This window comes from Achromobacter denitrificans NBRC 15125 (assembly GCF_001571365.1).
GTDB classification, from domain to species: Bacteria; Pseudomonadota; Gammaproteobacteria; order Burkholderiales; family Burkholderiaceae_B; genus Achromobacter; species Achromobacter denitrificans.
The window spans coordinates 87,812-114,641 of the sequence record NZ_BCTQ01000006.1 but is presented as its reverse complement, the minus strand read 5'-3'; the positions used below and the strand labels follow the sequence as shown (position 1 = coordinate 114,641).

23 protein-coding genes and 1 pseudogene are annotated in these 26,830 nt (G+C 67.2%); 10 read left to right on the top strand and 14 right to left on the bottom strand.

Annotated elements, in window-relative coordinates; genetic code table 11:
• Window positions 1–6: 6 nt before the first annotated feature.
• The 4 genes from ADE01S_RS07320 to ADE01S_RS07305 form a co-directional block, all read right to left on the bottom strand.
• The gene (locus ADE01S_RS07320; RefSeq protein ID WP_062680946.1) at window positions 7–1,719 is read right to left on the bottom strand and encodes a hypothetical protein; all 1,713 of its coding nucleotides are present in this window, start codon (window positions 1,717–1,719) and stop codon (window positions 7–9) included.
• A gap of 10 nt (window positions 1,720–1,729) precedes the next feature.
• Complete coding sequence (locus ADE01S_RS07315) at window positions 1,730–2,209, bottom strand: hypothetical protein (protein WP_062680945.1); 480 nt, start codon at window positions 2,207–2,209, stop codon at window positions 1,730–1,732.
• Window positions 2,210–2,384: 175 nt separating this feature from the next.
• Entirely contained in the window at window positions 2,385–2,897 is a 513-nt protein-coding gene (gene ssb / locus ADE01S_RS07310; protein ID WP_062680943.1) for a single-stranded DNA-binding protein, read from the bottom strand.
• 300 nt (window positions 2,898–3,197) lie between these two features.
• Entirely contained in the window at window positions 3,198–4,382 is a 1,185-nt protein-coding gene (locus tag ADE01S_RS07305; RefSeq protein ID WP_062680941.1) for an MFS transporter, read from the bottom strand.
• Window positions 4,383–4,560: 178 nt separating this feature from the next.
• Here ADE01S_RS07305 and uvrA point away from each other — a divergent pair, with 178 nt between their 5' ends.
• Both uvrA and ADE01S_RS07295 read left to right on the top strand, forming a co-directional pair.
• Window positions 4,561–7,446 (top strand): excinuclease ABC subunit UvrA, encoded by a 2,886-nt coding sequence (gene uvrA / locus ADE01S_RS07300; protein WP_062680939.1) that lies wholly within the window; start codon window positions 4,561–4,563, stop codon window positions 7,444–7,446.
• 4 nt (window positions 7,447–7,450) lie between these two features.
• Window positions 7,451–8,113: a glutathione S-transferase family protein gene (locus ADE01S_RS07295; protein ID WP_062680937.1), complete on the top strand. Its 663-nt coding sequence runs from the start codon at window positions 7,451–7,453 to the stop codon at window positions 8,111–8,113.
• A gap of 16 nt (window positions 8,114–8,129) precedes the next feature.
• On the opposite strand, the gene ADE01S_RS07290 is transcribed toward ADE01S_RS07295, so the two are convergent.
• Complete coding sequence (locus tag ADE01S_RS07290) at window positions 8,130–9,032, bottom strand: LysR family transcriptional regulator (RefSeq protein WP_062680935.1); 903 nt, start codon at window positions 9,030–9,032, stop codon at window positions 8,130–8,132.
• Window positions 9,033–9,162: 130 nt separating this feature from the next.
• On the opposite strand from ADE01S_RS07290, the gene ADE01S_RS07285 reads away from it, so the two are divergent.
• Window positions 9,163–10,164 (top strand): tripartite tricarboxylate transporter substrate binding protein, encoded by a 1,002-nt coding sequence (locus ADE01S_RS07285; protein ID WP_062680933.1) that lies wholly within the window; start codon window positions 9,163–9,165, stop codon window positions 10,162–10,164.
• Window positions 10,165–10,187: 23 nt separating this feature from the next.
• Window positions 10,188–11,381 (top strand): M20 aminoacylase family protein, encoded by a 1,194-nt coding sequence (locus ADE01S_RS07280; protein WP_062680930.1) that lies wholly within the window; start codon window positions 10,188–10,190, stop codon window positions 11,379–11,381.
• 25 nt (window positions 11,382–11,406) lie between these two features.
• Here the strand turns inward: ADE01S_RS07280 and ADE01S_RS07275 are convergent, their stop codons facing one another.
• From ADE01S_RS07275 to ADE01S_RS07265, 3 genes are read right to left on the bottom strand one after another with little or no spacing between them, the layout of a single operon-like run.
• Complete coding sequence (locus tag ADE01S_RS07275; RefSeq protein WP_062681101.1) at window positions 11,407–12,534, bottom strand: deoxyguanosinetriphosphate triphosphohydrolase; 1,128 nt, start codon at window positions 12,532–12,534, stop codon at window positions 11,407–11,409.
• A gap of 23 nt (window positions 12,535–12,557) precedes the next feature.
• Window positions 12,558–13,634: a 3-dehydroquinate synthase gene (gene aroB, locus ADE01S_RS07270; RefSeq protein ID WP_062680928.1), complete on the bottom strand. Its 1,077-nt coding sequence runs from the start codon at window positions 13,632–13,634 to the stop codon at window positions 12,558–12,560.
• Window positions 13,631–14,272, bottom strand: coding sequence for a shikimate kinase (locus ADE01S_RS07265; protein ID WP_062680927.1), 642 nt, complete (start codon window positions 14,270–14,272; stop codon window positions 13,631–13,633). The genes aroB and ADE01S_RS07265 overlap by 4 nt, the downstream gene beginning before the upstream one ends.
• 114 nt (window positions 14,273–14,386) lie before the next feature.
• Between ADE01S_RS07265 and ADE01S_RS07260 the strand changes: the two genes are divergently transcribed.
• Window positions 14,387–16,834: a penicillin-binding protein 1A gene (locus ADE01S_RS07260; protein ID WP_062680924.1), complete on the top strand. Its 2,448-nt coding sequence runs from the start codon at window positions 14,387–14,389 to the stop codon at window positions 16,832–16,834.
• A 171-nt stretch (window positions 16,835–17,005) separates the two neighbouring features.
• Here the strand turns inward: ADE01S_RS07260 and cyaY are convergent, their stop codons facing one another.
• Window positions 17,006–17,335 carry an iron donor protein CyaY gene (gene cyaY / locus ADE01S_RS07255; protein WP_062680922.1) on the bottom strand — a complete coding sequence of 110 codons (330 nt, stop codon included), beginning with the start codon at window positions 17,333–17,335 and terminating at the stop codon, window positions 17,006–17,008.
• Between cyaY and lptM the strand changes: the two genes are divergently transcribed.
• On the top strand, window positions 17,286–17,549 hold the full coding sequence (lptM, locus tag ADE01S_RS32275) for an LPS translocon maturation chaperone LptM (protein WP_305954969.1): 264 nt from the start codon (window positions 17,286–17,288) through the stop codon (window positions 17,547–17,549). The genes cyaY and lptM overlap by 50 nt on opposite strands.
• The gene (gene lysA, locus ADE01S_RS07250; protein WP_062680920.1) at window positions 17,546–18,838 is read left to right on the top strand and encodes a diaminopimelate decarboxylase; all 1,293 of its coding nucleotides are present in this window, start codon (window positions 17,546–17,548) and stop codon (window positions 18,836–18,838) included. The genes lptM and lysA overlap by 4 nt, the downstream gene beginning before the upstream one ends.
• Before the next feature lie 106 nt (window positions 18,839–18,944).
• Here lysA and ccsB read toward each other — a convergent pair whose 3' ends face one another.
• The 3 genes from ccsB to ADE01S_RS07235 all read right to left on the bottom strand — a co-directional run bounded on the left by ccsB (window position 18,945) and on the right by ADE01S_RS07235 (window position 23,210).
• Window positions 18,945–20,312, bottom strand: coding sequence for a c-type cytochrome biogenesis protein CcsB (gene ccsB, locus ADE01S_RS07245; protein WP_082775725.1), 1,368 nt, complete (start codon window positions 20,310–20,312; stop codon window positions 18,945–18,947).
• Between the two features lie 9 nt (window positions 20,313–20,321).
• On the bottom strand, window positions 20,322–22,400 hold the full coding sequence (locus tag ADE01S_RS07240) for a cytochrome c biogenesis protein ResB (protein WP_062680918.1): 2,079 nt from the start codon (window positions 22,398–22,400) through the stop codon (window positions 20,322–20,324).
• Window positions 22,401–22,508: 108 nt separating this feature from the next.
• Window positions 22,509–23,210: a c-type cytochrome gene (locus ADE01S_RS07235; RefSeq protein WP_087881442.1), complete on the bottom strand. Its 702-nt coding sequence runs from the start codon at window positions 23,208–23,210 to the stop codon at window positions 22,509–22,511.
• Between ADE01S_RS07235 and ADE01S_RS31490 the strand changes: the two genes are divergently transcribed.
• From ADE01S_RS31490 to hemB, 3 genes are all read left to right on the top strand, one after another.
• Window positions 23,209–23,361, top strand: a complete 153-nt coding sequence (locus tag ADE01S_RS31490) for a hypothetical protein (RefSeq protein WP_156494250.1) — start codon at window positions 23,209–23,211, stop codon at window positions 23,359–23,361. The two genes, ADE01S_RS07235 and ADE01S_RS31490, sit on opposite strands and share 2 nt — an antisense overlap.
• Before the next feature lie 90 nt (window positions 23,362–23,451).
• Window positions 23,452–24,075, top strand: coding sequence for a ribosome biogenesis GTP-binding protein YihA/YsxC (gene yihA, locus ADE01S_RS07230; RefSeq protein WP_062680916.1), 624 nt, complete (start codon window positions 23,452–23,454; stop codon window positions 24,073–24,075).
• Window positions 24,072–25,088 carry a porphobilinogen synthase gene (gene hemB, locus ADE01S_RS07225; protein WP_062680914.1) on the top strand — a complete coding sequence of 339 codons (1,017 nt, stop codon included), beginning with the start codon at window positions 24,072–24,074 and terminating at the stop codon, window positions 25,086–25,088. Before yihA ends, hemB begins: the two co-directional genes overlap by 4 nt.
• Window positions 25,089–25,136: 48 nt before the next feature.
• Here hemB and ADE01S_RS07220 read toward each other — a convergent pair whose 3' ends face one another.
• Complete coding sequence (locus tag ADE01S_RS07220) at window positions 25,137–26,021, bottom strand: DMT family transporter (RefSeq protein WP_062681098.1); 885 nt, start codon at window positions 26,019–26,021, stop codon at window positions 25,137–25,139.
• 138 nt (window positions 26,022–26,159) lie between these two features.
• Window positions 26,160–26,810, bottom strand: a pseudogene (locus ADE01S_RS07215) (ABC transporter ATP-binding protein); the annotation flags it as partial.
• Between the last annotated feature and the right edge of the window lie 20 nt (window positions 26,811–26,830).

Sequence of the window (26,830 nt, the reverse complement as noted above, 5' to 3'; positions counted from 1 at the left end):
CGTTCCTTAAGCCTGGACCATGACGCGGCGCACCGAATCATGCGAAGAGAGCACGTGCTGTTCGGGGCTGATGCCTTCGAGCAGCTGGACTACCTGGGCCGAGATCGCGTCCCGGGCCGCGATATCGCGGCGCAGTTCCACCACCTCGGCCAGGCATGCGCGCAGCGCATCGCCGGCCTGTTGGCGCAGCTTGGCATAGTTGGCCTTGATCGTCTTGCGCTGGGTTTCCATCTGGCGGTGCGCGAGATAGACCCAGATCAGGCCGGCGCCGCCCAACAGCAGAGGCACCATGCCGGCGCTCGCGGCGCTCAGGATGAGCCCCACGCTCAGCGCCACGCCCAGCCAGTGCTTGGCCGAGAACTTGATGGTCGCCAGATCGCGGGCCTCGCGCGCGGCGAGTTCGTCCTCCAGGCTGCGCAGCAGCTGGGCTTCGTTGTCGCCGTTCTGCGTAATGCCTTGCCATCCTTCGATGTCGACGTGCACGTCGGCCGGCACGGCCATGCGCGCCTTGGCGGTCACGTCGGCATGGCCGTCCAGGATCCAATCGCGCGAGTGCGCCACGGCGAACCGCTGCGTGGCGCGAGTCACGTGAGAAACCTCGGGATGCATGGCCGCGTTGGTAAGCAGTTGGGTGAAGTCGACCTCCTCGTCCAACGTTGCGCTCTGCAGGTCGAAACGCTCCTGCGCCACGCGGCGGTTGCCGCCTTCCTCGATGATGAGGCGGCACAGCTCTTCCTGGCGCCGCAGCGGCAGCTCTTCGTCGTCGAAGCGCGTGACCAGTTTGCTCAGCAAGTCGTCGACCGCGACCAGCACGCTGGCCGCGGGGCGGATCGCCCCCTGGAACACGCCCTCGAAGTGCGCCAGCACGGCGGCATGCATGGCCACCCCATTGATGGCCTGATTGAGCTCCGGCCACGTCGGGCTCAGGCGCTTGAGGTGCGTATATCGGTTGCCATGGTCCTCGTTGGGCGCTTTCGAGAGCAGCGCGCGTCCCCATTGGGCGCGTTGCGTCTCGACGAAACCGGCCTGGGCCGACAGTTCGTCGATCCAGTCGGTGATGCGCTTGCTGCAATGCAGGGCAACTTCCGCGCCGAACACGCCGTTGGCCAGCGCATCGACCATGACCACCGTCTGGCGATCGAGCTTGAACGGATTCTGCAGGCCGAAATACCGGTCCAGCCAGCTGCGGTTGAGTTCGTTGCGGCCGGCGCGGCGGGCGATCAGGGCAAAGAACAGCGAGGTCTTCTCGTCGTCGCGGCGAATGGCTTCGCTGAGCGCGCGCTCGGCGAGCTCGCGGTTGTCGCCCAGCCAGGCCGACAGCGCCACCAGCGCCGGCGCGAGCCAGTATCGCGGCGCCGAAATCATCAGTTCTTCAGTCGCGCTGCGCAGCGTCTCGGTACGCACTAGCTGGATGTCCGAGGCCTGCAGGATGCCGGTCGCCTGGCGCCGCACAATGCCGTAGTACTCGTAGGTCGTGTCCAGTTCCTGGCGCACCTTCACCTGCCGGGTTTCGGCGAGCGACAGCTCCTTGGCCTTCAGGTCGGATGCCACGAAATCGGCGAAAGCCTGCTCCAGGCGCGACAGCTCGGCACGCGTCTGGTTCAGTTCCCGGCCCACCGAGCCCACCTGGTCCGATACCGTGCCGATATCGCCCTGCAAGCCGCGCAGCGACCCCAGGATGTTGCTCAGGTCCGCTGTCTGGATAACGCGATCTGCCATGTTTGACTACTCAGTTTGCGATGATGGCGGTCTGACCATTGACGCCCACGGCGATCAATTTATCGGTATAGACCTCGATGAATGCGTAATGGTCGCTGCGTGCCAGCGACTGGGCCCGTTCCATGCCCTGCGGCAAGGTCTCGCCGCCCTTGAAATGCTGGATGATGCTGCCGGTGCAGTCCAGGGTATGGACCTCGTAGGGAGCGCCCAGAAAGCACTTGGCGATGATGCCCACCGGCCAGCCCTCGATCTGCACGTCGGGAAACTCCTGCCGGATCGCCTCCATGAGTGCGTCCGTGGCCGTCTTGCTGTGCACGTGGCCACCCGCGTCGAGCCGCGTCATGGCCTCGACATAGGCGGTCGACCGCCGCTGGCGCAGCCGGGCCTGCAATTCGGCCGGGCCCAAGCGGGCGCGCGAAGTCGTATTGACGCTCAATTCGGTCTTGAGCTCGACTTTGAGGCCTGCCGCCCCAAGAATGGAACGCACCATTTCGACTGAGGGCGCGCGAAGCCGCCCCATGCAATAAATTGTGACAGGGCGAATCTTATCCTGTTTTGATGAATCTTCCCGTCGGAAACGGCCGATTGCGCGGGTCCGCCGCGAGACGGCGAAAAAAAACCCACAGCCGAAGACTGTGGGTTTTCTGCAAGCGGAGCCGCGGCGATCAGAACGGAATGTCGTCGTCCATGTCCGCCAGGTTGGCGCCGCTGCTGGCCGGAGCCGCCGCGGGAGCCGGGCGCTGCTGGGGCGCCGGGCGCTGCGCCGGCGCGCGCTGCTGGCGCGGCGCGTCGTCGTAGCCGCCGCCACCACCGTAGCTGGCGCCACCGCCGCCGCCGTCTTCGCGGCCGCCCAGCATCTGCATCTGGTCGGCGACGATTTCGGTGCTGTAGCGGTCAGCGCCGGTGTCCTTGTCTTGCCACTTGCGCGTCTTCAGGCGGCCTTCGATGTAGACCGAACGGCCCTTCTTCAGGTATTCGCCGGCGATTTCGGCCAGGCGGTTGTACATGACGACGCGGTGCCATTCCGTTTCTTCGCGGCGTTCGCCCGACGCCTTGTCTTTCCAGGTGGAGGTGGTGGCAATGGACATATTGCAGATTGCCGCCCCGTCGGGGCTATAGCGGACTTCCGGGTCGCGTCCCAGATTGCCCACGAGTATGACTTTGTTAACCGATGCCATGCCGTTGTCCCTCTGTTGTTGACAGCCTGCGCCTGTGCGTTGCCGCGGACGCGCCGGCAACAACATAAAAGCGATGTTGAAGACCGGCTTCATGAAACACGCCGGTCATCGTCATGATGACCGGCGACGCCGGGTGAAGCCCTAGATTTGGTATGTATTATCGACGAAAAGGGGCTGTCGCGCCAAACGGAAATAGTGACAAAACCGGCCGCCCCGCCCTCCGATTTGGCGGCTGTTAAGCGCCGTTGGAGGCGCGATCCGCGCTTTTTCCGGCCCAGGACGCCCTGACGCCGCGCCGGTTCATGCCAGCGGCCGCAGCGCCCAGGTGACGGCCAGCCAGACCGCGGACAGCACCGCCGCGGCCACGAATACCGCGCTGGAACCCGAATGCGCGGCCAGCCAGCCGCCCAGCGCGCCCCCGGCGAACAGGCCGGCGGCCTGGGCGGTGTTGTAGAACCCCAGCGCCAGCCCCTTGTAGGCTTGCGGCGCCACCCGCGACACCAGGGACGGCTGCAGGGCCTCCAGCACATTGAAGGCCACGAAAAAGCCCGTCAAGGCGATGGCCAGCGTGTAGAAACCGTGGCTGGCGGCGGGCAACAGGGCGCACACCACGATCAGCCCGGCGACGGCCGCGCGCAGGGCGCCGCGGTGGGCGCGGCGCTTTTCGGCAATGAACACCACTGGCACCATCAGCACGAACGACACCAGGATGACCGGCAGATAGACCTTCCAGAGCTCGCGCGCGTCCAGCCCGCCGACCTTCGCCAGCAGCGCGGGCACCACCACGAACAGCGACACCTGGATCAGGTGCAGCACGAAAACGCCGAAATTCAGGCGCAGCAGGTCGCGATGGGTCAGGACTTCCCTCGGCCGGGCCGCCTGCATGGTGCGGGCCTGGGTCCGGGGCACCACCGGCACCACCCAGCGCGCCACGCCCAGGCAGATGACGCCCAGGCAGGCGATGGTCCAGAACAGGCCCGAGAGGCCCCACCAGCCCACCAGGACGGGGGACAGGACGAGCGAGACGGCGAAGGACAGCCCGATCGAGCCGCCCACCATGGCCATGGCCCGGGTGCGCACCTCGTCGCGGGTGGCATCGGCCAGCCACGCGGTGACCGCCGCGGAAATGGCGCCGGCGCCCTGGATGGCGCGGCCGATCGTGATCCAGTAGACGTCCGTCGCCTGCGCACAGACGACGCTGCCCGCGACGAACAGCAGCAGCCCGAACAGCACCACGGGACGGCGCCCCCAGCGGTCGGACGCCAGGCCGAAGGGGATCTGCATGAACGCCTGGGTCAGGCCGTACATGCCCAGCGCCAGCCCCACCCGCGCCGGGTCATCCCCGCCCGGCATGCCGGCGGCGGCCACGGCGAACACCGGCAGCAACAGGAACAGTCCCAGCATCCGCGCGGCGAACAGGCCGGCCAGCGCCACACTGGCGCGACGCTCGGAAGGGGTCAATTTCAGTTTTTTATCTGCCTGCATGTGGAAATTTCAACAATGACTAAGGCTATTCGCGCGCGTGGGTGTCATACGCTCACGGTCTGATTTGGCGGTGCGGCGCCACCCCTGGGCCAATCCGGGATGAAAGACTGCCCCGAACGCAGGGGGATTCGGCGCGCTATAGTACCAAGTTGGCCTTTGCAACCGCTTAACGAGCCCGATGGACGCGATACGCATTCGGGGTGCCCGCACCCACAATCTCAAGAACGTCTCGCTGGACCTGCCCCGCCACAAACTGGTGGTCGTCACCGGCTTGTCCGGCTCGGGCAAGTCGTCCCTGGCGTTCGACACCCTGTACGCGGAGGGCCAACGGCGCTACGTGGAAAGCCTTTCCGCCTACGCCCGGCAATTCCTGCAACTGATGGACAAGCCGGACGTGGACCTGATCGAAGGCCTGTCGCCGGCCATCTCGATCGAGCAGAAGGCGGCCGGACACAACCCGCGTTCCACCGTCGGCACCATTACCGAGATCCACGACTACCTGCGCCTCCTGTACGCGCGGGTCGGCACCCCCTATTGCCCGGACCACGGCCTGCCGCTGCAGGCGCAAAGCGTCAGCCAGATGGTGGACGCGGTGCTGGCCTGGGCGCCCGAAACCCGTCTGGCCGTGCTGGCGCCGATCGCGCGCGGCAAGAAAGGCAGTTTCGAGGACGAATGCGCCAGCCTGCAGGCCCAGGGCTACGTGCGGCTGCGCGTCGACGGCCAGTTGATGGAAATCGACGGCATGGCGCCGCTGAAGAAAACCGAGAAGCACGACATCGACGTCGTGATCGACCGGCTGCGCATCAAGCCCGAAAGCAAGCAGCGGCTGGCGGAGAGCTTCGAAACCGCCCTGCAGCTGGCCGACGGCCGCGCCCTGGCGCTGGACATGGACGGCGGACGCGAGCAGGTCTTCTCCAGCCGCTATGCCTGCCCGGTGTGCAGCCACAGCCTGCCGGAGCTGGAACCCCGTTTGTTCAGCTTCAACAACCCCATGGGCGCCTGCCCCAGCTGCGACGGCATCGGCCAGGTGGGGTTCTTCGATCCCAAGCGCGTGGTCGCCTTCCCGGAACTGAGCCTGGCTGCCGGCGCCATCCGCGGCTGGGACCGCCGCAACGCGTTCACCCACTCGCTGCTGACCAGCCTGGCGGCCCACTACGAATTCGACATCGAGGCGCCCTTCGAGGAGCTTCCGGAAGCGCTGCGCGAAAAAGTGCTGTACGGCTCCGGCGAAGAGGAGATCTCGTTCCTCTACCTGAACGAAAAAGGCCGCAGCACCGTCAAGCGTCACACTTTCGAGGGCGTCATCCCCAACCTCGAACGCCGCTGGCGCGAGACCGATTCGGCCACCGTGCGCGAAGAGCTGGGCAAGTACCGCAACATCAAGACCTGCCCGGACTGCGCCGGCTCGCGCCTGCGGCCCGAAGCGCGCAACGTGCTCATCGGCCAGGATCCGCGCGGCGGCGAGCGCCACGGCCAGGCCATCTATGAAGTCGAGGCGATGCCGCTGTCGACCTGCCTGTCCTGGTTCCGCGAACTCAGCCTGACCGGCGCCAAGCAGGAAATCGCGCAGCGCATCGTGCGCGAGATCGAGGCGCGCCTGAGCTTCCTGAACAACGTGGGCCTGAACTACCTCTCGCTGGACCGCAGCGCCGACACCATCTCCGGCGGCGAGGCGCAGCGCATCCGCCTGGCCAGCCAGATCGGCTCGGGCCTGACCGGCGTGATGTACGTCCTGGACGAGCCCTCCATCGGCCTGCACCAGCGCGACAACGACCGCCTCATCGGCACCTTGCAGCACCTGCGCGACCTCGGCAACAGCGTCATCGTCGTCGAGCACGACGAAGACATGATCCGCATGGCGGACTGGGTCGTGGACATGGGGCCGGGCGCCGGCGAGCACGGCGGGGAAGTCGTGGCGCAAGGCGATCCGGAAGCCGTGCAGCGCGATCCCGCCTCGCTGACCGGCCAGTACCTGAGCGGCGCGCGCGCCATCGCGATTCCGGCGCGTCGCCCGGTCGACGACGAGCTGCCCTGGCTGGTCTTGTCGGGCGCCAGCGGCAACAACCTGAAGAACGTGGATCTGCGCATCCCGTCGGGCCGCCTGGTCTGCGTCACCGGCGTTTCGGGATCGGGCAAGTCCACCCTCGTCAACGACACGCTGGCCGTCGCCGTATCGCGCCAGCTGCATCACGCGCAGAGCGAGCCCGCCCCCTACGTATCGATGCAGGGGCTGGAGAATTTCGACAAGATCATCAGCGTGGACCAGAGCCCCATCGGCCGCACGCCGCGCAGCAATCCCGCCACCTATACCGGCCTGTTCACGCCCATCCGCGAGCTCTTCGCAGGCGTGCCCGAGGCGCGGACCCGCGGCTACGACCCCGGGCGCTTCAGCTTCAACGTCAAGGGCGGGCGCTGCGAGGCCTGCCAGGGCGACGGCGTGGTCAAGGTCGAAATGCACTTCCTGCCGGACATGTACGTGCCTTGCGACGTCTGCCACGGCAAGCGCTACAACCGCGAAACACTGGAGATCCGCTACCGCGGCCGCAATATCAGCGAAGTGCTGGACCTGACGGTGGAACAGGCGCTCGAATACTTCGAGTCCGTGCCGGCCATCGCGCGCAAGCTGCACACGCTCATCGACGTGGGTCTGTCGTACATCCGCCTGGGCCAGAGCGCCACCACCCTGTCCGGCGGCGAGGCGCAGCGCGTGAAGCTCTCGCAGGAATTGTCCCGCCGCAGCACCGGCCGCACGCTGTACATCCTGGACGAACCGACGACGGGCCTGCATTTCCGGGATATCGAACTGCTCCTGCAGGTCCTGAACCAACTGGTCGACAGCGGCAACACGGTCCTGATCATCGAGCACAACCTGGACGTCATCAAGACCGCCGACTGGGTCGTCGACATGGGCCCCGAAGGCGGGGACGGCGGCGGCCGCGTCGTGGCGCAGGGCACGCCGGAAGACGTCGCGGCGACCGAGGCCAGCCATACCGGCCAATACCTGGGCAAGCTGCTGCGCCGCGCGCCGGACCAGCAGCCCGCACTCTCAACGCGTAAGGGATAGCGCCATGTACACCCTGATCATCGGCAACAAGAACTACTCGTCCTGGTCCCTGCGCCCGTGGATCGCCCTGTGCGTCGCGGGCATCCCCTTCACCGAACAGAAGCTCGGCTTCTTCACCGAGGAGTTCACCCGCCGCGTCGGCGCGGTGTCGCCGGCGGGCCTGGTGCCGGTGCTGCTGGACGGCGAATTCGCGGTCTGGGACACGCTGGCGATCTGCGAGTACCTTGCCGAGCGCCATCCCGAGGCCCGCCTGTGGCCGCAGGACGCAAAGGCCCGCGCCCGCGCGCGATCGCTCGCCGCGCAGATGCACAGCGGCTTCGGCGCGATGCGCCAGGCGCTGCCCATGAACGTCGAGGCCCACCTGCCCGGCATCGATTTCCCGCCGGCCGCGCAACAGGACATCTCGCGACTGCAGGCCATCTGGCACGATACGCGCGCGGAATTCGGCCAGGGCGGGCCGTTCCTGTTCGGCGAGTTCACGATCGCCGACGCCTTCTTCGCGCCGGTGGTCTCGCGCTTCACCACCTACGGCATCGCGGCCGCCGGCCCGGTGCGCGACTACATGGATGCGGTGCTGGCGCTGCCCGCCATGCAGGAGTGGACGCGCGACGCGCTGGCCGAGGCCACCTTCGTGGTCGAGGACGAGCCCTACCGCAAGCAGCGCTGAGGCCCGCGGGCCCGGTTCAGTCGCGCAGCCGCTCGGCCACGAATTCGCGCAGCAGCCCCATCGCGGGCGCTTCGGTGCGGCCCGTCAGGGTCACCAGCGCGAACAGGGCATGGCTGCGCAGCGGCGGGTCAACCGGCAGCTCCGCCAACTCCCCGGCCTCGATGCCGGTCTGGGCCGCTCCCACGATACCCAGGAATATCGCGTCGGACACGCGCACGGCTTCAAGCAGGCTGCCGATCTCGTCGCAACGCAGGCGCATCGAGGTCTGCGGGTCCGCCTCGATACCGAAATGCTCGATCAGGATCCGCCCGGTATCGGCCGCCAGAAAGGTGGACGCCAGGGGATAGGCCGCGATCTCGGCGAAGCGCGCCGGCCGCGCCGCCCCCATCAGGGGATGGCCTCGGCGGCAGATGAAACCGGCCCGCATCTGCGAGATGGGTTCGACGCGCAGGTCGGCCGCGGGCACGATGCCGCGGGTATCGACAATCAACGCATCCAGGCGCCGCTGCCGCAGGAGCGCCAGGTGCGCCTCCAGCGAGCCGCGCATCAAGTCCAGCCGCAACTGCGGATAGTGCCGCGCCACGTGCGCCAGCAGCGGCGTCATGAGCATGACGCCCGGCCCCGACCCCAACCCGATGCTCACGCTGCCCCGGTCTCCCTGCGTCAGCAGTTCCGCGCTGCGGCGCAGCTCGCCCGATTCAAACAGGATGCGCCGGGCGCGGCCGGCGACGGTCAGGCCCAGCGGGGTCAGTTCCGTGCGCTTGCCCATGCGGTCCAGCAGCCGCGCCCCCAGGTCCTCTTCCAGTATCCGGATGCTGCGGCTGAGCGCGGACTGGGTCAGGTGCAGGCGTTCGGCCGCGCGGCTGAAGGATCCCGCTTCGGCCACGGCCAACAGATGTTCGAGCTGCTTGAGGTTCATGCCCGCATCCCCGCTCAACTATGAGTTTTTTTTCTAGCTTCCAGAATAACAATTCGTTAGACAACTAGCGAGCGCTGTCCCTAGCATCCCGTTCAAGACTTCACATTCCAAAAAGGGGAAACTCGTGAGCATGTTTTTCGACCGCCTGCGGCTGGCGGGCTGTGCGCTGGCGCTGGGCGCGGCACTGCTGGGCCAGGGCGCCCGGGCCGCGGACTATCCCGATCGGCCCGTCATGATGATGGTGCCCTACCCGGCCGGAGGCGCTTCCGATTCCATCGCCCGGGTCGTCGCCTCGCCCGTTTCCAAGCAGCTGGGTCAACCCGTGCTGGTGGAGAACCTGGGCGGCGTCAGCGGCGCGCTGGGCGCGCAGAAGGTGCTGGCGGCCAAGGCCGACGGCTATTACCTGTTCCAGGGCTCGCCCAACGAGTTGATCCTCTCGCCCATCGCCAACCCCGCCGTCAAGCTCAAGAGCGAGGATTTCCGGCTGGTGCAGATGATCGGCATGGCGCCGCTGGTGATCGTGGCGCGCGCCGACCTGCCCGCCAACAGCGCCGACGAACTGGTCGCGCTGGCGCGCTCGCGCTCGGCGTCCCAGCCCTTGACCTTCGGCAGCGTGGGCGTGGGCTCGCTCTATCACGTGCTCGGCGAACACATGGCCCGCACCATCGGCGCCAACATGACGCACGTGCCCTACAAGGGCGGCGCGCCGTTGATGCAGGACCTCGGCGGCGGCCAGGTGGACCTGGCCATCCTGCCGCTGTCCCAGCAGCAGGTGGCGCTGGCCGGGCAAGGCCGCATCAAGCTGCTGGCCAGCCTGGACGCCCAGCGCAGCCAGCTTCCCGCGCTCAAGACCGTGCCCTCGGTCAATGAAGGACAGTCGCTCAAGGGCTTCAACTTCACCACCTGGACCGGCTACTTCGTCAAGCGCGACACGCCGCAAGCCGTGGTCTCGCAGCTCAATGCGGCGCTCAATACCTCCATGCAGGACCCCGCGGTGAAGGAAAGCCTGGCCTACCAGAACATCGAAGTCTCCGCCCCCATGAGCGCGGACCAGGCCGACGCGATGTACCGCGCCGAGACCGAACGCTTCCGCGAAATCTCCAGCCACGTGAAACTGGCCGGCAACCCGTGACCCGCTCCAAGGACCGACCCGACATGCACCCGATCCTGCAGACCATGACCGCCCAGGCCGACGAGTTCGTCTCGATCCGGCGCGACATCCACCGCCATCCGGAGCTCGGTTACCAGGAGTTCCGCACCAGCGATCTGGTGGCGCAGTGCCTGGCGCAATGGGGTTACGAAGTGGAACGCGGGCTGGGCGGCACCGGCGTGGTCGGACAGCTGCGCCGCGGCAACGGCGTCCGGCGCCTGGGGCTGCGGGCCGACATGGACGCCCTCCCCATCCAGGAAGCCACGGGCCTGGCGCATGCCAGCTGCAACGAGGGCGTCATGCATGCCTGCGGCCACGACGGGCACACCGCCATGCTGCTGGCCGCGGCGCGCCAGCTGGCGCGGCACGGCGACTTCAACGGCACCCTGAACCTGATTTTCCAGCCCGCCGAAGAAGGGCTGGGCGGCGCCAAGCGCATGATGGAAGACGGGCTGTTCCGCAAGTATCCCTGCGACGCCATCTTCGCCATGCACAACATGCCCGGCCACCCGCAAGGCCACCTGCTGCTGCGCGACGGCCCCACCATGGCCTCGTCGGACAACGTCACCATCGTGCTGGAAGGCGTGGGCGGGCACGGCGCGGTGCCGCACCGCGCGGCCGACCCCGTCGTCGCCGGCTCGGCCATCGTGCTCGGGCTGCAAAGCATCGTCGCGCGCAACATCGATCCCTTGCACATGGCCGTGATCACGGTCGGCGCCTTCAACGCCGGCAAGGCCAACAACGTCATTCCCCAGACGGCGACGCTGAAGCTCAGCGTCCGCGCGCTCGACCGCACCGTGCGCGACACGCTGCAGGCGCGCATCACCGAGCTCGTCCACAGCCAGGCGGCCAGCTACCAGGTGCGGGCAACCATCGACTACGACCGCGGCTATCCCGTGCTGGTGAATACGCCGGCGGAGACGGACTTCGCGCGCGAAGTGGCGGTGGAGCTCGTGGGCGCCGATAAGGTGGATCCGCAAACCCGGCCGCTGACCGGCAGCGAGGATTTCGCCTTCATGCTTGAGGAAGTGCCCGGCTCCTACCTGCTGGTCGGCAACGGCGACGGCTCGCCGGACGGCTTCAACAGCGGCCACGGCGCCTGCATGGTGCACAACCCCGGCTACGACTTCAACGACCACAGCCTGCCCGTGGGCGCCGCGTACTGGGTGCTGCTGGCCCGGCGCTACCTGGCGGCCTGAAGCCGCGGCGGGCCGGGGCCCGGCCCTAGCTCATCTCGAACAGCCGGCGGTGTTCGCGGATGGCGTAGCGGTCCGTCATGCCGGCGATGTAGTCGGAGATCGCGCGGGCCTGATCGTTGAAGGCCGGCCGGCGATAGTCGGGCGGCAGCACGCGCGGATCGTCCAGGAAGGCGGCGAACAGTTCGCGCACGATGCGGCGCGCCTTGGCCGTCATCCGCAGAACCCGGTAGTGGCGGTACAGATTGTCGAACAGGAACTTCTTCAGCTCGTCCGCCTCTCGCCGGATCTCGTCCGAAAAACCCGCCAGCGGCGGCGCGCGGCGCACGTCGTCGGCGGTGGCGGGCGCGAATTCGCGGATGCGCGCCAGCGAAGTCCGGGTCAGGTCGACGATCAGCGTGTTGATCATCCGACGTATGGTCTCGGACACCGCGCGGCGCGGCGCCAGGCCCGGATAGCGTTCCAGCACGTAGGCGTGATGCCGCTCGAAGATCGACACGTCCTTCAGCTGTTCCAGCGTGATCAGTCCGGAACGCAGGCCGTCGTCGATATCATGGTTGTTGTAGGCGATCTCGTCGGCCAGGTTGGCCAGCTGCGCTTCCAGCGACGGCTGCGTGCGGTTCAGGAAGCGCTCGCCCACCTCCCCCAGCTGCCGCGCGTGCGCGGCCGAGCAATGCTTGAGGATGCCTTCCCGCGTTTCGAAGCACAGGTTCAGGCCGTTGAAGTCCGCGTAGCGCTCCTCCAGCTCGTCCACCACCCTCAGGCTCTGCAGGTTGTGCTCGAAGCCGCCGGCCTCCGGCGCCAGTTCGCGCATGCAGGCGTTCAACTCGTCCTGCCCCGCGTGGCCGAAGGGCGTGTGGCCCAGGTCGTGGGCCAGCGAGATGGCCTCGGTCAGGTCTTCCGAGAGGCCCAGGCTGCGCGCCAGGGTGCGCGCGATCTGGGCCACTTCCAGGCTGTGGGTCAGGCGCGTGCGGAACAGGTCGCCTTCATGGTTCACGAAGACCTGGGTCTTGTACTCCAGGCGCCGGAAGGCGCCGGAGTGGACGATGCGGTCGCGGTCGCGCTGGAATTCCGTGCGGTTTTCCGGCGGCGGCTCGACGTAGGCCCGCCCGCGCGATTGAGACGGGTGGGATGCATAGGAAGCCAACTCTCTCATCTGCAACACCGTCTCCCTGGCGGCTATTGGGTGGTGCGGGCCAGGACGGCGCGCACGGCATCGTCGGGGGCCGCCCGGGTGACGGCCTCTCCGATGCGGGTCATGAGCACGTAGCGGATCGAGCCGCCTTCGGTTTTCTTGTCCACCTGCATCAGTTCCAGCCAGCGGTCCGCTCCCAGGTCGGGGGCTACGGCCGGGCAGCCGATGGCGGTCACCAGGGCACGCACGCGCGCCACGTCGTCGCGGTCGAAGCCGGCGACGTCGGCCGACAACTCGGCCGCCTGCACCATGCCGCAACCGACCGCCTCGCCGTGCAGCCAGGCGCCGTAGCCCAGCCCCGATTCGATGGCGTGGCCGAAGGTGTGGCCCAGGTTCAGGATGGCGCGCAGGCCGGATTCACGCTCGTCCTTGCCCACCACCTGCGCCTTGAGTTCGCACGAGCGGCGGATGGCGTAGGCGACCGCCTCCGGATCCAGCGCGCGCAGCTTCTGCGCGTTTTCCTCGCACCAGGCCCAGAACGCCGGATCCAGGATCAGGCCGTACTTGATCACTTCGGCCAGGCCCGCGGAAACCTCGCGCGCCGGCAGGGTGCCCAGCACGTCGGTATCGATTTCGACGGCGATCGGCTGGTAGAACGCGCCGATCATGTTCTTGCCCAGCGGATGGTTGACGGCGGTCTTGCCGCCCACGGACGAATCCACCTGCGCCAGCAAGGTCGTGGGCACCTGCAGGAAGCGCACGCCGCGCATGTACACGGCGGCGGCGAAGCCCGTCATATCGCCGATCACGCCGCCGCCCAGCGCCACCAGCACGCAGCGGCGGTCCAGGCGCTGGGCCAGGAGCGCGTCGAAGATCAGGTTCAGCGATTGCCAGTCCTTGTAGGCCTCGCCGTCGGGCAGCTCAATGCGCAGCACCCGCTTGCCGGTCCGCGCCAGCGCGGCTTCGGCGCGCTCGCCGTACAGGGCGGCCACGGTCGGGTTGGTCACCACGGCGATCGCGGTGGCGTCGGCGGGAATGCATTGGTCCAGGGCGTCCAGGCGGCCCGGGCCGATATGGATGGGATAGCTTCCGCCCGGGGTGTCGACGTCAACAACGTTCATATGCGCTTCTCAAAGGCTTGTAATTGCGGCAGCAGGGCCTTGACCAGGGTATGGACGGGCATGGACCCCGTTTCCACCACCATGTCGGCCACTTCCTTGTAGAGGGGTTCCCGCAGGGTCATCAGGTCGCGCAGGGTGCCGCGCGGGTCCGCGGTGGCCAGCAGGGGACGATTGCGGTCGCGGCAGGTGCGGCGGAACAATTCGTCCACGCTGGCCCGCAGGTAGACCACGATGCCGCGCTCGTGCAGGCGCTGGCGGTTCTCGGCCGCAAGGATGGCTCCCCCGCCCGTGGCAAGAATTATGTTGCGCCGTTGGGTACACTCTTCCAAGGCGGCGGCTTCCCGGCGACGGAAACCGGCTTCCCCCTCGATTTCGAAGATTACCGGCACCCGCACGCCGCAACGCGCCTCGAGCTCATGATCCAGATCCACAAACTCGCGCCCCAGCGCACGCGCCAGGCCACGGCCTATGGTCGTCTTGCCCGCGCCCATCATCCCGACCAGGAAGACGGGCAGGTCATGTGGCAGCGACGCGGTCCCGCCCACGCACTCCGTGGCGCAGGGCGGATTTTCGGGCGTATCGCCGGGGGACGCCGGGTCCGGGGCAGCCTCCGGACATGAGATAGCGGAAACGTTCATGTCGGCATTATCACATTTGCCGCCAGTTGCCCGCGCACCACACTGAACAATCTTGTTACAGAAACCGGTTCCCCGCGCTAAGCCCGGACCGGAGATACCCGTAAAATCGCCGCGATGAGCAAGCCCCAGAATTCCTCCAAGAAAGACAAGCCCGCCAAGAGCGGCTCCCCGATACTGCGATTCTTCGTCAAGACCGGCATCTTCTGTGCCGGCCTCTTCCTGTGCGGCGTCCTGCTGGCGGGAATGGCGCTCGCGCTGGCCTGGCCCAACCTGCCCGACCTGAACGCCATGACGGACTACCGCCCGCGGGTGCCGCTGCGCGTCTACACGGCGGATCGCGTCCTGATCGGCGAGTTCGGCGAAGAACGCCGCAACGTGCTGCGCTTCAACGAAATCCCGGACGTGATGAAGTCCGCGGTGCTGGCGGCCGAGGACGACCGCTTCTACCAGCACGGCGGGATCGACTGGACCGGCGTGGTGCGGGCGGGCCTGACCAACCTGATCAACATGTCGAAGACGCAAGGCGCCAGCACGATCACGATGCAGGTGGCCCGCAACTTCTACCTGTCGTCGGAAAAGACCTATTCGCGCAAGTTCTATGAACTGCTGCTGACCTTCAAGATCGAATCGGAGCTCACCAAGGACCAGATCCTGGAGCTCTACATGAACCAGATCTACCTGGGCCACCGCGCCTACGGCTTCGCCGCCGCCTCGCGCACCTATTTCGGCAAGCCCCTGTCCGAGGTGACCCCGGCCGAAGCCGCCATGCTGGCCGGCATCCCCAAAGCTCCCTCGCGCTTCAATCCGATCTCGAACCGCCCGCGCGCCGAGCTTCGCCAGCGCTACGTGCTGGGCCGCATGCACTCGCTGGGCTACCTGACCGAACCCGAATACAAGCAGGCGATGGCCCAGCCCATCGTCATGAAGTCGGCCGAGGGCACGCCGGCCGGCGGCTATTCCATCCACGGCGAATACGTGGCGGAACTGGCGCGCCAGCTGCTGTTCAATGTGTACCAGGACAACGTCTATTCGCGCGGTATCAACATTTACACCACCGTGCAGTCCAAGGACCAGGAAGCGGCCTATCGCGCCGTGCGCGAAGGCGTGCTCGAATACACGCGCCGCGCGCCCTACCCCGGCCCCGAGGAACAGCTGGACCTGCCCCCCGGCACCGAGAACAACCCGCAGGCGCTCGATGAGTTCCTCGACGGCGTGTTCGACAAATTCGGCGACAGCGGCGACCTGCTGACCGCGCTGGTGCTGTCTGCCAGCCCCACGGAAGTGAAGCTGGCCCGCAGCTCGCGAGAGATCATCACCGTCACCGACAAGAAGGTGCTGGGCGTGGTCGCGCGCGCCCTGAACGACAAGGCCAAGCCCGAACAGCGCATCAAGCGCGGCTCGGTGGTCTATATCCGCAAGTTCGGCGACAACTGGGAAATCATCAACCTGCCCTCGGTGCAGGCGGCCTTCGTGGCGCTGTCGCCGCAGGACGGCTCCATCCGCGCCATGGTCGGCGGTTTCGACTTCTACCGCGGCAACTTCAACCGCGTGACGCAGGCCTGGCGCCAGCCGGGCTCGAACATCAAGCCGTTCATCTACGCCGCCTCGCTGGAGCGCGGCCTGACGCCCGGCACGCAGATTTCGGACCAGCCGTTCGAGCTGACGGCGGCGCAGACCGGCTCCAAGGCCTGGAATCCGAAGAACTACGGCAACCAGTACGAGCCCATGCTGACCCTGCGCCAGGGCCTGTACAAGTCCAAGAACATGGTGTCGATCCGTATCCTGCAGGCCATCGGCCCGCAATACGCGCAGGACTACCTGACCCGCTTCGGCTTCGACAAAGCCCGCCAGCCGGCCGTGCTGCCGCTGGCGCTGGGCGCCGGCTCGGTCACCCCGTTGCAGCTCGCCGGCGCCTTCTCGGTGTTCGCCAACGGCGGCTACCGCGTCACGCCCTACCTGATCGACCGCGTCACCGACAGCAGCGGCAAGGTCATCATGCAGTCCAAGCCGGTCGTGGCCGGCGACGCCGCGGCGCGCGCCATCGATCCGCGCACCGCCTGGGTCATGGACGACATCCTGCGCGGCGTGGCCACCTACGGCACCGCCGCCCGCGCCCGCGTGCTGCTCAAGCGCAACGACATCGCCGGCAAGACCGGCACCACCAACGAATCCGTCGATGCCTGGTTCTCCGGCTACACCCCGTCGCTGGTGGCCACCGCGTGGCTGGGGTTCGACCAGCCCAAGTCGCTGGGCTCGCGCGAAACCGGCGGCGGCGTCGCCATGCCGATCTGGGTCGACTACATGCAGGAAGTGCTCAAGGGCGTGCCCGAAGAGAAGCCCCGCCCCCGCCCCGACGGCCTCCTCGTGGAAAACGGCGAGTTCTACTTCTCGGAATTCCCGCCGGGCCAGGCCGTCGCGCGGCTGGGCCTGCCCGAGGCCGACACACTGGGCGAATTCCTCAACGGCCTGAACGGCAGCACCAGCGAGGAAACCCGCATCAAGGTCGCCCCGGAAGTGGGCACGCAGAGCAACGCGCCCTGGACGCAGAAACTCAACTTCTGACAGTCCCAGGCAAGACAGGCCGGCCCGATGGGCCGGCTTTTTTTTTGGTTCATTGAGCATTACCGGGGCCGGGGCGCCCCACGGGGCGGGCGCGGGCCCCGGATCCGGGCCCGGAAATGAAAACGCCCCCACAGACAGGGGGCGTCAGGCACGCGGTGTGCTGCGTGCTGCCTACAGGCGTATCGTCACGGGGACGCCGGCCGCGGCGGAACAGATTTGCGACAGAGCATCCGGCAATTGCGGGCCGCCTCGGGTATCGTTCCAGTGCAAGCCGTCGTAACGGTAGTGAAAGCCCCCGGTGCGCGCCGCCACCCAAAGCTCCTGCATGGCAGCCTGGCTGTTCACCACGACATGGGTATTGTCTTCGAAGACCAGAGTCAGCACATTGCCGCTGCGGCTGGTTTCGATATCGACGTCAAGCGAAGCCGCCCAGTCATCGGCCTGGCTTTCGATGCTGTCCAGCACCTGGTCGATCAACGCAAGAAATTCGGTTTCGGTCATAATCGAGCCTGCAAGAATTACGGAGTTCCCAGTGTTCCAATTGGCATTCAGCCGCATGGCTCTTCGCATTGTAGCCACGCTAGTGACGACCGGCATGGTGGCGGCCTGCGGGTACAAGGGGCCGTTGTATATGCCGACGCCGGATGGCAAGCCGCCCTCGGGCACGCAGCAGCAGCCCACGGTGCCGATACCGCCCACCCCTCCGATTCTATGACCTCCCGATTCCCCGCGCAGCCTGAACTGGCCGGACACCCGTACTTCCAGTTCCGCAACAACGTCCTGTACGCCGAGGACGTGCCGCTGAACCACCTGGCCGAACGCCTGGGCACTCCGCTGTACGTTTATTCGCGCGCCGCGCTCAAGGCCGCCTGGGAATCCTACCGCAGCGCCGTCGGGCAGCGCCCGGTGCTGGTCTGCTACGGCATGAAGGCCAATTCCAACCTGGCCGTCCTGAAGGAATTCGCGCGCCTGGGCGCCGGTTTCGACATCGTGTCCGGCGGGGAGCTCAAGCGCGCCCTGGCGGCCGGCGCCGACCCGTCCCGGATCGTGTTTTCGGGCGTGGGCAAGCAGGCCTGGGAAATGCACGACGCGCTCGCGGCCAAGGTCAAATGCTTCAACGTGGAATCCGAAGCCGAATTGCACCGGCTGTCCGAGGTCGCGCAGCACATGGGCACGCGCGCGCCCGTTTCGCTGCGGGTCAATCCGGACGTGGACGCGCAGACCCACCCCTACATTTCCACCGGCCTGAAGGAAAACAAGTTCGGCATCGCCATCGAGTCGGCGCTGGACGTCTATCGCGTCGCGCAATCGCTGCCGGCCCTGGACATCGTGGGGCTGGACTGCCATATCGGCTCCCAGCTCACCGACATCAGCCCCTATTTCGACGCGCTTGAAAAACTGCTGGACCTGGTCGACAAGCTGGCCGAGGCCGGCATCCGGCTCAACCATCTGGATCTCGGAGGCGGGCTGGGCATCCGCTATACGGACGAGACCCCGCCTTCGCCCAAGGCGCTGCTCGACCCGGTCTTCGAACGCCTGCAGGCCCGCGGCCTGGGGCACCTGCACCTCGTGCTCGAACCCGGCCGCTCGCTGGTCGGCAACGCCGGCGTGCTGCTGACCACGGTCCAGTACCTCAAGCATGCGGAAGCGCGCAATTTCGCCATCGTGGACGCGGCCATGAACGACCTGCTGCGTCCGGCCCTGTACGAGGCCTTCCACGGCGTGCGCCCCGTGCATCCCCGCGCCGGCGCGGAAACCGTCTACGACATCGTCGGCCCGGTCTGCGAAAGCGCCGACTGGCTGGCGAAGCAGCGCATGCTGGCCATCGAGCAGGGCGATCTGCTGGCGGTGGAATCCGCGGGCGCCTACAGCATGGCCATGGCCAGCAACTACAACGCCCGCCCCCGCCCGGCCGAAGTCATGGTCGACGGCGACAAATACTACGTGGTGCGCCGGCGGGAAACGCTGGACGACCTGCTCAAGGGCGAATCCACCCTGCCCTGAGCGCCGGATCCGAACTGCTGCCCCCCGAGGGGGTATTTTTTCTTGGGCCACCGGCGAAAAAAAAGGCCCCTCGGGGCCTTTTTCGATGGTGTCCGCGGCAAGGCGGTCACAGTTCGCCGTAGGAGTGCAGCCCCGACAGGAACATGTTCACGCCCAGGAAGGCGAACCCCGTGATCAGCAGGCCCATCAGCGCCCAGTAGGCCGCCATGGTGCCGCGCAGCCCCTTGATCAGGCGCATGTGCAGCCAAGCCGCGTAATTCAGCCACACGATCAGCGCCCAGGTCTCCTTCGGGTCCCATTGCCAGTAGGCGCCCCAGGCGTCGGCCGCCCACAAGGCGCCGAGGATGGTGGCGACCGTGAAGAACGCGAAGCCGATCGCGATGGCCCGATACATGATGTCGTCCAGCACCTCCAGCGACGGCAGCGCATCGGCGATGCGTCGGCGGCCCAGCAGGATGGCGCCGATGATCACCGCCCCCACGCCGAAATACAGCATCCAGGTGGCCGACAGGCCATCGGTGCGGAACACCATGGGTTCGGCGCACAGCAGCACGCCCAGCACGAACAGCGGCGCCAGCTTGGCCCAGGACGTGGTCTGCCCATGTTGCTTGACCAGGTAGGCGAAACCGACCATGGCGGCCAGCGAAAAGGTGCCGTAGCCGATGAAATTCGCCGGCACGTGCAGCTTCATCCACCAGCTCTTGAGCGCCGGCACCAGCGGCTGGATCTGCCCCGCGTCGCGCGTGAACGAATACCAGAGCAGGAACACGACGGCCGAGGTCACCACCAGCAGCACGAAGCCGCCCAGCGCGCGCGTGGCGTACTTGCGCTCGTAGTAGAGGTAGAACAGCGCCGTGATCAGCGAAAAAAGCACGAACACTTCATACAGGTTGCTGACGGGGATGTGGCCCAGGTCCGGCCCCATCAGGTGCCCCTCGCGCCAGCGCACCAGCAAACCCGTGGTGCCCGCGAACACCGCGCCCCAGGTCAGCGCCGTGCCGAGCCAGGCGGCCGTGGGACTGAAAACGCCGATCCAATAGCAGACCGTGGCCAGCGCGAACAGTGCGCACATCCAGAGAATGGCGGATTGCGAAGAGAACAGGTATTTCAGGAAGAACACCTGCTCGGCGCGGGCCAGATCGTTGCCGTACAGCATCAGGGCCAGTCCGGCCGCGATGGCACAGGCGATCATCAGGTGGCGCAGCGGACGCCACAGCCAGCCCATCCAGGCCAGGGCCGGCACGGTGCCGCACAGGATGATTTTCTCGTAATAGTCCATCGCGCCGCTGTAGCGGGTCAGCGCGAAGGCCGCGCCCGCCGACAGCAGCAGGAAGAAGACGATGTCGGTCCAGTCGGGCTTGCCGCGCTGGGCGCGGCTGTCGCCGGTTTCGGACAGGCTGTCCTGCCAGAGCAGGTCCGGCGACGCGGTCAGCGTTTCCGGCGGCGAGGGATGCGTGGTGGTCGTCGTGGACATAGGGGAACCTTAAGACCTCTTCTGGCGCAGCAGCGCCTGCTTGAAGCGTTCGAACTCCTGGTTGAAGTCCAGTGTACGCTTCTGGGACGTCATGGCCGCCAGGACGCTGCTGCCGCTGTCTTGCGGCTTGATCCAGATCCAGATGCGGCGGTCTCGAATATAGAACATCGCGAAAACGCCCAGGACCAGCAGCAGGCTGCCCAGGTAGACCGTGTTCTTGCCCGGCGTGCGGCTGACCTGGAATACGCTGGCCTGCACGTGGTTGAAGTCCGCCAGGGACAGGAACACCGGCGCCGGATACACCGTCAGGTCGGACAGCGCCGCCACGGCCAGGCGCGACCACACCGCCGCGCGCTCGCCGTCGGGCCCCTCGGCGGCCACCGGCGGCAGGCCGGCGCGCTCGCGCTCGATGGCGCGCAGTTCGTTCATGCTGGCGCCGATCAGGCGGATGACCACGTCGGCCGCCCTTTCCAGGTCCTGGTCGGGGGTATTGGCCTGCAGGAAAGCGGCCACGGCTTGCAGGCCGCCGGAGGCGAAGGTGTCGAGCGCGCGCTCCGCCGCCGTCTGCAAGGGCTGGCGATCCGTCCCCGAAGGGCTGTTGCGCTCGGCGAAGCGGCGGGCCGCCTCCTGCCGCGCCGCCGGGTCGGCCAGCGTGGCGCGCAGGCGCATGAATTCGGCGATCGAGCTGTCCTCGTCCGCCGGGATGCGCAGGTAGCGGAACGGCTCGGACGCGTTGTTGCGCACGCCGGCCAGGAAGACCGTGGCGCCGTCCAGTTCGACCGGCAGCATGTAATTCTGGAACTCGTGGGCCTGACCGGCATCGTCGATCAGCTTGTATTCGATGCTGGGTCCCACGTTGCGCAGGTTCTCGTTCTTCTTGCCCGCGGCGCTGCCGGATACCGAGGCCACGTGGTCGGCGAAGCTCTGGTTCGCGCCCTTGGGATCGCCGCGGGTCAGGTCCTCGACGTTGATCGGGCGCAGGGCCGTGATTTCAACGCCCATGCTGCGCGGGCCGGAAGCCGTGTGAGCAGTTACTTCGCTCTTCTTGCCCACCGTGCCGTCGACTGAAAACGGCGCATCACCGGAACCTACCAGCGGGTAGCCTTTCAGCACCACCGTGCTGCCGCCATCGTCGAAACTCGATTGGTAGACGGTCATGCCCTTGAAGCGCAGCGGCTCGTTGACCTCGATGGTGGAATCGAAGGTCTTGCCGGTGTCGGGGTCGGTGACCTCCACCTCGCTGGCGAAACGGCTGGGCATGCCGGTCGAGTAATAATCGACCACGAACTTCTTGAGCCTCAGGGTGAACGGCATCGGCTGCACCAGCGCGCCGTCGCCCACCATCACCACCGCCGTGCTGGCCTGCCCGCCCTCGGGCACCAGCACGCTGGCGCGGAAGCTCGGATTGTTGACCGACAGGCGCCCGCTTTCCGGCACCTCGGAGATCAGCATGTTGTCGACGATGGGCTTCTTGTCGCCGAACATGACCTGCAGGCGCACGGGCAATTCACTGTCCAGCAGCCCGCCGATGCAGATGATGACCATGGCCGCGTGGGCGAACACGTAGCCCAGCCGGTTCGCGCTGCCCTTCTTGGCCGCGAGCAGCACGCCGTCCTTGTCCTGGCGTTCGCGCACGGCGTACCCCAGCTTGCCCAGCAAGGTCTTGAGCCCGGCCGCGGTCTGCGGCACATCGGTGGGCGCCTCCGTTTCCACGCGATGGGGGAAGGCGCGCAGGCTGCTGGCGCGGACATGCTCGCGGAACGAGCGCGCGTCGCGCAGCATCTTGGGCGCGTTGCGGATCAGGCAGACCGAGGTCGACACGACCAGGAATCCCATGATCAGCAGGAACCACCAGCTGTTGTAGACGTGCCAGATCGAGAACTTGTCGAACACCTCGAACCAGAAGGGGCCGAACTGGTCGATGTAGTTGTTCGACGAGCGGTTCTGCTGCAATACCGTTCCCACCAGGCTTGCCACGCAGATGAACATCAGCAGGCTGACGGCGAAACGCATCGAGCCCAGCAATTCGAAGAAATCGCCGGGCAGGGTGCGGAGGGAGGGGCGGGTGTGTGTTCGGGTCGAATTCATGAAAAAAGGGGGGCCGCGCTATCGGCTACCCCCCTCATAGACAGCGCGCGGCGGAACGAGGTTCCGCTGCGCTCAGTTGCAGAACGCGGACCGGCCGCGGGCAAGCGCCTACCGCAAGCCGGCGGCGTAGTCCGATACCGCCTTGATATCGGCATCCGACATGCGGTCCGCAATGGCGAACATGATGTCGTTCTTGCGGTCGCCGCTGCGGAACAGCTTCAGCTGCTCTTCGATATACATCGGGAATTGGCCCGACAGACGGGGGTACTGCGAGGGCATGCCCGCGCCATCGGCAGAATGGCACGCCGCGCAAGCGGGGACATTGCGTTCGGGCAAACCGCCGCGCCAGATTTTTTGACCCAGATCAACCAGCTTCTCCTGGCCCGCCGTGGCCGGCTCCTTGAGCGGCTGCTGCGCCAGGTACAGGGCGATGTTCTGCATGTCGGCGGGCGTCAGGTTCTGCGCCATGGCCGTCATCGGGGTGGGATTGCCTTCCGGGCCGTTGCGCACCGGCACCTTGGCGCCGGGCTTCACCTGGAAGTCGGCCAGCTGCTTGGCCAGGTACTCGTGCGGCTGCGCGGCCAGGTTGGGGTTCACCGGTATGGTGCTATTGCCCGCCGCGCCGTGACAGGACGCACAGGCAATGATGCCCCTGGCCGCATCGCCCTGGTCAAACAGCTGCCCGCCCTTGGCGGCATCTGGTTTTACCGGGCCCGCGGCGCCATCGGCGGCGAAACTCGTAGTAGATAAGGCGGAGGCGCCGAGCAACAGCCCGCTCGCAACCAACATCCGGGACAGCACACGCTTCATGAAGACCTCGACGATCGCATCGATCAAGGCGCAAAAAGGCGCCCACGCCTGCCCGCACACCCTGGAATACCGTATCGAACCTGTTTTGCCTACCTTGCCTGCGATGTTGCTGCGAACTTGCCGGATCAGACTTCAGCAAGCTGGCCAGTAAGCAAAAAAGACGGCTCCGCGCACGGGGACCACTGTTGCAAACGCCGGATTATACAATAGGGCTCGAAACCAACCGTATCCAAAGCCATCCGTGTCCCTCCTACATCGCGCCTCCTTCTTCACGTCCGCGGCTCGCCTCGACCAGTTGCCGACCGCCGGCGCCCCCGAGGTCTGCTTTGTCGGCCGCTCCAACGCCGGCAAATCCACGGCCATCAACGTGCTGTGCAACCAGCGCCGTCTTGCCTTCTCCAGCAAGACGCCGGGCCGCACGCGCTTGATCAATATGTTCGGCTTGCCCGACCCCCTGGATCCGGAAGGCCACATCGGCTTTCTCGTCGACCTGCCCGGCTACGGCTATGCCTCCGTCGCTCGCGACGAAAAGGAAAAATGGGCCGATATCCTGGGCGGCTATCTGCGCGACCGCGAATCGCTGGTCGGCATCGTGCTGCTCATCGATATCCGCCGCGGCGTCACCGAGCTGGACCGCCGCCTGGCCAACTTCATCGCGCCCACCGGACGCCCGGTGCTGGCGCTGCTGACCAAGGCCGACAAGCTGCCCTACGGCCAGCGCATGCGCACCGTGTTCTCCGTGCGCAAGGACCTGGCCGATATCGGCGCCCTGCACACCGTTCCCTTCTCCGCGCCCGAACGCATCGGGCTGGAAGAGGCCGGCGCGCACATCGAAAACTGGATTTCTCCCAAGGTCGTACCATGAACCCGCAGATCATCTCCCCTGAATTCCCGGTATCCCGTCCCCGCCGCCTGCGCCGCGACGATTTCACCCGCCGCCTGGTCCGCGAGAATGCCCTGACGGTCAACGATCTGATCTACCCGGTGTTCGTGGCGGAAGGTTCCGGCTTGCAGCAAGCGGTGCCGTCGCTGCCCGGCGTGGTCCGCTATTCGCTCGACACGCTGCTGCCGGTGGCCGAGGAATGCGTGGAACTGGGCATTCCCGTGCTCGCGCTGTTTCCCGCCATCGATCCCGCGCTCAAGACGCCCGACGGCATCGAGGCCACCAATCCCGACGGCCTGATCCCGCGCATCGTCCGCGCGCTGAAGCAGCGCGTACCCGAGCTCGGCGTGCTGTGCGACGTGGCGCTGGACCCGTACACCAGCCACGGGCAGGACGGCGTCATCGATGAGAACGGCTACGTGCTGAACGAGCCCACGGTCGAGATCCTGGTCAAGCAGGCGCTCACCCAGGCCGAGGCCGGCGTCGACATGGTCGCCCCCAGCGACATGATGGACGGCCGCATCGGCGCCGTGCGCCGCGCGCTGGAGGCCAACGGCCACATCCACACGCAGATCATGGCCTACTCGGCCAAGTACGCCAGCGCCTTCTACGGCCCGTTCCGCGACGCCGTGGGCTCCGCGACCAACCTGGGCAAGTCGAACAAGATGGCCTACCAGATGGACCCGGGCAACCTGGACGAAGCGCTGCGCGAAGTCGCCGCGGACCTGCAGGAAGGCGCCGACATGGTCATGGTCAAGCCCGGCATGCCGTACCTCGACGTGCTGCGCCGCGTGAAGGACACCTTCCGGGTGCCCACCTTCGCCTATCAGGTCAGCGGCGAATACGCGATGATCAAGGCGGCCGCCGCCAACGGCTGGCTGGACCACGACAAGGTGATGATGGAAGCCCTGCTGGCGTTCAAGCGCGCCGGCGCCGACGGCATCCTGACGTACTTCGCGATCGAAGCCGCGAAGCTGCTGAAGAGCCAGCGCTGATCCGGCCGCGGGCCGCCTTCGCGGGCATCGCCCGCGGCGCCCGCCGCATTACCCCTTCGCGGCCGCCTCGCCGCGGGCCACCGGCGCGGCCCGCCGCAAGCCCAGCCACGTTCCGCCCAACACGCAGGCCAGCCCGGCCACATGCGTGGGCGTGACGTGCTCGTCGAGGAACAGCGCCGCGAACAGCAATCCGAAAATCGGCAGCCAGTTCACGAACAGGGCGGCGCGACTGATGCCCAGCCTGGCGATGCCGGCATTCCACACGATGTTGCTGACCCCCGACGCGATCACGGCCGAGAACAGCAGGACCAGCCACGGCCACCAGGCCATCTGCCACGTATCGGCCTGGTAGGACGCCGGCGTCAGCGCCGCGTGCACGACCAGCATCAGGCCGCCGGCCAGGTACATGTACCAGAGCATCCCCAGCGGATCCATCATGCGCGACATTCGCTGGATCACCAGGCCGCCGCAGACGAACACCAGGACGGCCAGGAACACAATGGCGTCGCCCCACCCCGTCAGCCCGAACTGCGCGCCGCTGCCCGCCACCACCATCCCGACGCCGAGCAACCCCAGCAGCGCGCCCGAGATGCGCACCAGCGTCAGCCGCTCGCGGTAGAACAGCGCGGCCAGCAGCGCCGACAGCAGCGGGCTGGTGGCCATGATGAGCGTGCCGTTGGCGGCCGAGGAGAACCTCAGGCCCGAGACCAGCGCCACCTGGTGGGCATACACGACCAGGAATCCCGCCAGCGCAACCCAGCCCAGCTCCGTGCGGCCCAGCTTCGGAATGCGGCCGCGGCGGGCCTTGATGATGAGGGTGACGGTGAGGAACGCGATGACGATGCGCACGGCTGCCAGCGCCTGGATGTCCATGTGCAGCGTCAGGTACTTGACCGAGACGATGTTCAGGCCCCACGTGGCCATGACGAACATCAATTGAAGATAGATAAGGCCGGTGCGGTCCTGGCTTGCATCAATTGTTGGGGACGTCACGGGCGCCGGCCTGAGGGGGGGGTTGGACGCGCCGCCCACGCGGCGCTGCGGACATGGTAGCGCGCCCGGCCTCCGGACTCAATGCGCGCCGAGGTAGGCTGCCCGGACGCTGGGATCGCGCAACAGTTCCGCGCCGGTTCCGTTCAGCGTGATGCGCCCCGTTTCGAGCACGTAGGCGCGGTCCGCGGCGTCCAGCGCCTGGTTGGCCATCTGCTCCACCAGCACGATGGTCAGGCCGTCGTCGCGCAGCTTGCGGATCGCGGCGAAGATGTCCTGCACGATCAGCGGCGCCAGCCCCAGCGACGGCTCGTCCAGGCACAGCAGCCGCGGCTCGCTCATCAGGGCGCGCGCCATCGCCAGCATCTGCTGCTCGCCTCCCGACAGCGTACCGGCGAGCTGGTCGCGGCGCTCGCGCAGGCGCGGGAACAGCCGGTATCCTCGCTCCACGCCTTCGGCCACCGCCGCCGGATCGCGGCGCCGGGGGTAGGCGCCGAGCACCAGGTTGTCGTAGACCGTCTGGTCCGCGAACACGCCCCGCCCTTCGGGCGACAGGGCCAGGCCCAGGCCCACGCGCAGGTGGGCGGGCACCTGCGTGACGTCGCGCCCGTCGAACGTCACGCGCCCGCCCTGCAAGGGCTCCAGGCCCGCGACGCCCTTGAGCAACGTGCTCTTGCCCGCGCCGTTGGCGCCGATGATGGTCACGATCTCGCCGCGGCGGATCTCCAGCGATACGTCGCGCACCGCCTGGA

Coding starts and splice junctions, on each gene's coding strand:
- aroB (WP_062680928.1), bottom strand. CDS start 13,634: ATGAACGTTGTTGACGTCGACACCCCGGGCGGAAGCTATCCCATCCAT.
- ADE01S_RS07305 (WP_062680941.1), bottom strand. CDS start 4,382: ATGCAGGCAGATAAAAAACTGAAATTGACCCCTTCCGAGCGTCGCGCC.
- ADE01S_RS07280 (WP_062680930.1), top strand. CDS start 10,188: ATGCACCCGATCCTGCAGACCATGACCGCCCAGGCCGACGAGTTCGTC.
- ADE01S_RS07320 (WP_062680946.1), bottom strand. CDS start 1,719: ATGGCAGATCGCGTTATCCAGACAGCGGACCTGAGCAACATCCTGGGG.
- ADE01S_RS07315 (WP_062680945.1), bottom strand. CDS start 2,209: ATGGTGCGTTCCATTCTTGGGGCGGCAGGCCTCAAAGTCGAGCTCAAG.
- ADE01S_RS31490 (WP_156494250.1), top strand. CDS start 23,209: ATGAAGACCTCGACGATCGCATCGATCAAGGCGCAAAAAGGCGCCCAC.
- ADE01S_RS07240 (WP_062680918.1), bottom strand. CDS start 22,400: ATGAATTCGACCCGAACACACACCCGCCCCTCCCTCCGCACCCTGCCC.
- lptM (WP_305954969.1), top strand. CDS start 17,286: ATGCTGTCCAGCACCTGGTCGATCAACGCAAGAAATTCGGTTTCGGTC.
- uvrA (WP_062680939.1), top strand. CDS start 4,561: ATGGACGCGATACGCATTCGGGGTGCCCGCACCCACAATCTCAAGAAC.
- ADE01S_RS07295 (WP_062680937.1), top strand. CDS start 7,451: ATGTACACCCTGATCATCGGCAACAAGAACTACTCGTCCTGGTCCCTG.
- ADE01S_RS07285 (WP_062680933.1), top strand. CDS start 9,163: ATGTTTTTCGACCGCCTGCGGCTGGCGGGCTGTGCGCTGGCGCTGGGC.
- ADE01S_RS07260 (WP_062680924.1), top strand. CDS start 14,387: ATGAGCAAGCCCCAGAATTCCTCCAAGAAAGACAAGCCCGCCAAGAGC.
- ADE01S_RS07265 (WP_062680927.1), bottom strand. CDS start 14,272: ATGAACGTTTCCGCTATCTCATGTCCGGAGGCTGCCCCGGACCCGGCG.
- lysA (WP_062680920.1), top strand. CDS start 17,546: ATGACCTCCCGATTCCCCGCGCAGCCTGAACTGGCCGGACACCCGTAC.
- ADE01S_RS07220 (WP_062681098.1), bottom strand. CDS start 26,021: ATGTTCGTCATGGCCACGTGGGGCCTGAACATCGTCTCGGTCAAGTAC.
- ADE01S_RS07275 (WP_062681101.1), bottom strand. CDS start 12,534: ATGAGAGAGTTGGCTTCCTATGCATCCCACCCGTCTCAATCGCGCGGG.
- cyaY (WP_062680922.1), bottom strand. CDS start 17,335: ATGACCGAAACCGAATTTCTTGCGTTGATCGACCAGGTGCTGGACAGC.
- ccsB (WP_082775725.1), bottom strand. CDS start 20,312: ATGTCCACGACGACCACCACGCATCCCTCGCCGCCGGAAACGCTGACC.
- ADE01S_RS07235 (WP_087881442.1), bottom strand. CDS start 23,210: ATGAAGCGTGTGCTGTCCCGGATGTTGGTTGCGAGCGGGCTGTTGCTC.
- ssb (WP_062680943.1), bottom strand. CDS start 2,897: ATGGCATCGGTTAACAAAGTCATACTCGTGGGCAATCTGGGACGCGAC.
- hemB (WP_062680914.1), top strand. CDS start 24,072: ATGAACCCGCAGATCATCTCCCCTGAATTCCCGGTATCCCGTCCCCGC.
- ADE01S_RS07290 (WP_062680935.1), bottom strand. CDS start 9,032: ATGAACCTCAAGCAGCTCGAACATCTGTTGGCCGTGGCCGAAGCGGGA.